The following is a 1,277-nucleotide window of genomic DNA, read 5'->3' as shown; positions in this document are numbered from 1 at the left end:
TGAGGTATGCTGAAGAAACCGTAGAATAAAACTTGGTAAACTAACAACTCGATAAGGAGTTTACCATGACTAAAAAAACAGCACGATACAGCGAAGAATTTAAAGCCGAAGCCGTCAAAAGCATAGCTGAGCATAATGGCAATATCAGCGCCGCAGCAAGAAAGCTTGGCATACCGATGCAGACCCTAACCAACTGGCAGAATAAAGCCAATCAGGGCAAGCTTAAAGGCACCAAACAATATGATCCTGAGCTTATGGCGCTGATAGAAGAGAATAAACAACTCAAGCGTAAGCTCAAGATAGCTGAAGAGGAGCGTGAGATACTAAAAAAGGCCACGGCGTACTTTGCGAAAAACGGTTAGTGAAGTACGCCTTTATCAAAGCCAATCAGCGACTCTTTAGTATTACTCGGATGTGTGCTGTTTTAGAGGTTCAACCATCCAGCTACTATGACTGGATAATTCGTGGTATCAGTGATCAGCAAATACATCGTAACCACTGCCTATTGCTGGTTAAAGCCGCTCATACTGAGACAAAAGAGCGCTATGGTTATGAGCGTCTACAAGCCCATATAACGGCTCAAGGGCATAAGATTAGCAAGTACATGATCAGAAGTATTAAAGAAGAGTATGCTATCAAATGCAAGCGTCATAAGAAGTTTAAAGTGACCACTAACTCAGATCACAATAAACCAATTTATCCAAACCTATTAGAGCAAAGCTTTGAAGCCAAACAGCCCAACCAAGCTTGGGTCAGTGATATCACTTATATCTGGACCTCTGAGGGTTGGCTGTACTTAGCAGGGGTAAAAGATATTTATACCAAAGAGCTGGTCGGCTATGCCATTAATAAGCGAATGACAGCAGATTTAGTCTGTAACGCGCTAAATATGGCGATTAGGAATAAGAAGCCCAATAAAGGCTTAATCGTGCATTCAGATAGAGGCAGTCAGTATTGCAGTCATGACTATCGCAATTTGATCGAACATCATAAGTTTAAAGGTTCAATGAGCCGTAAGGGCAATTGTTACGATAATGCCCCTATAGAGAGCTTCTGGGGCGTGTTAAAGAATGAGCTAGTGTATCACCAAGAGTATCAAACAAGGATGGAAGCCATTAGCGATATTGTTAAATATATTGAGCTTGAGTATAACCAGACTAGGATTCAAAAGAGTTTAGGCATGAAGTCGCCAAGACAGGTGTGGTTTGATCATTATCGTCAGGCCGCTTGATTAAAATCTCCCAAGTTTAGGTCTACGGATTTGACAGCATAGGTCA

1 protein-coding gene is annotated in these 1,277 nt (G+C 41.7%); it reads left to right on the top strand.

The genetic code is table 11. The features are described 5' to 3' along the window. The first annotated feature begins 65 nt into the window (after positions 1–65). Positions 66–1,231, top strand: a protein-coding gene (locus CXF62_RS01375) for an IS3 family transposase (protein WP_102092627.1) whose coding sequence is annotated in 2 segments (ribosomal slippage) — positions 66–324 and positions 324–1,231 — 1,167 coding nt in all. Because the reading frame shifts where the segments join, the coding sequence is not laid out codon by codon here. Positions 1,232–1,277 lie beyond the last annotated feature (46 nt).

Source organism: Psychrobacter sp. MES7-P7E, from assembly GCF_002863645.1.
Taxonomy (GTDB): Bacteria; Pseudomonadota; Gammaproteobacteria; order Pseudomonadales; family Moraxellaceae; genus Psychrobacter.
The sequence above is the reverse complement of the archived record's forward strand: the minus strand, read 5'-3'. Positions and strand labels throughout refer to the sequence as shown.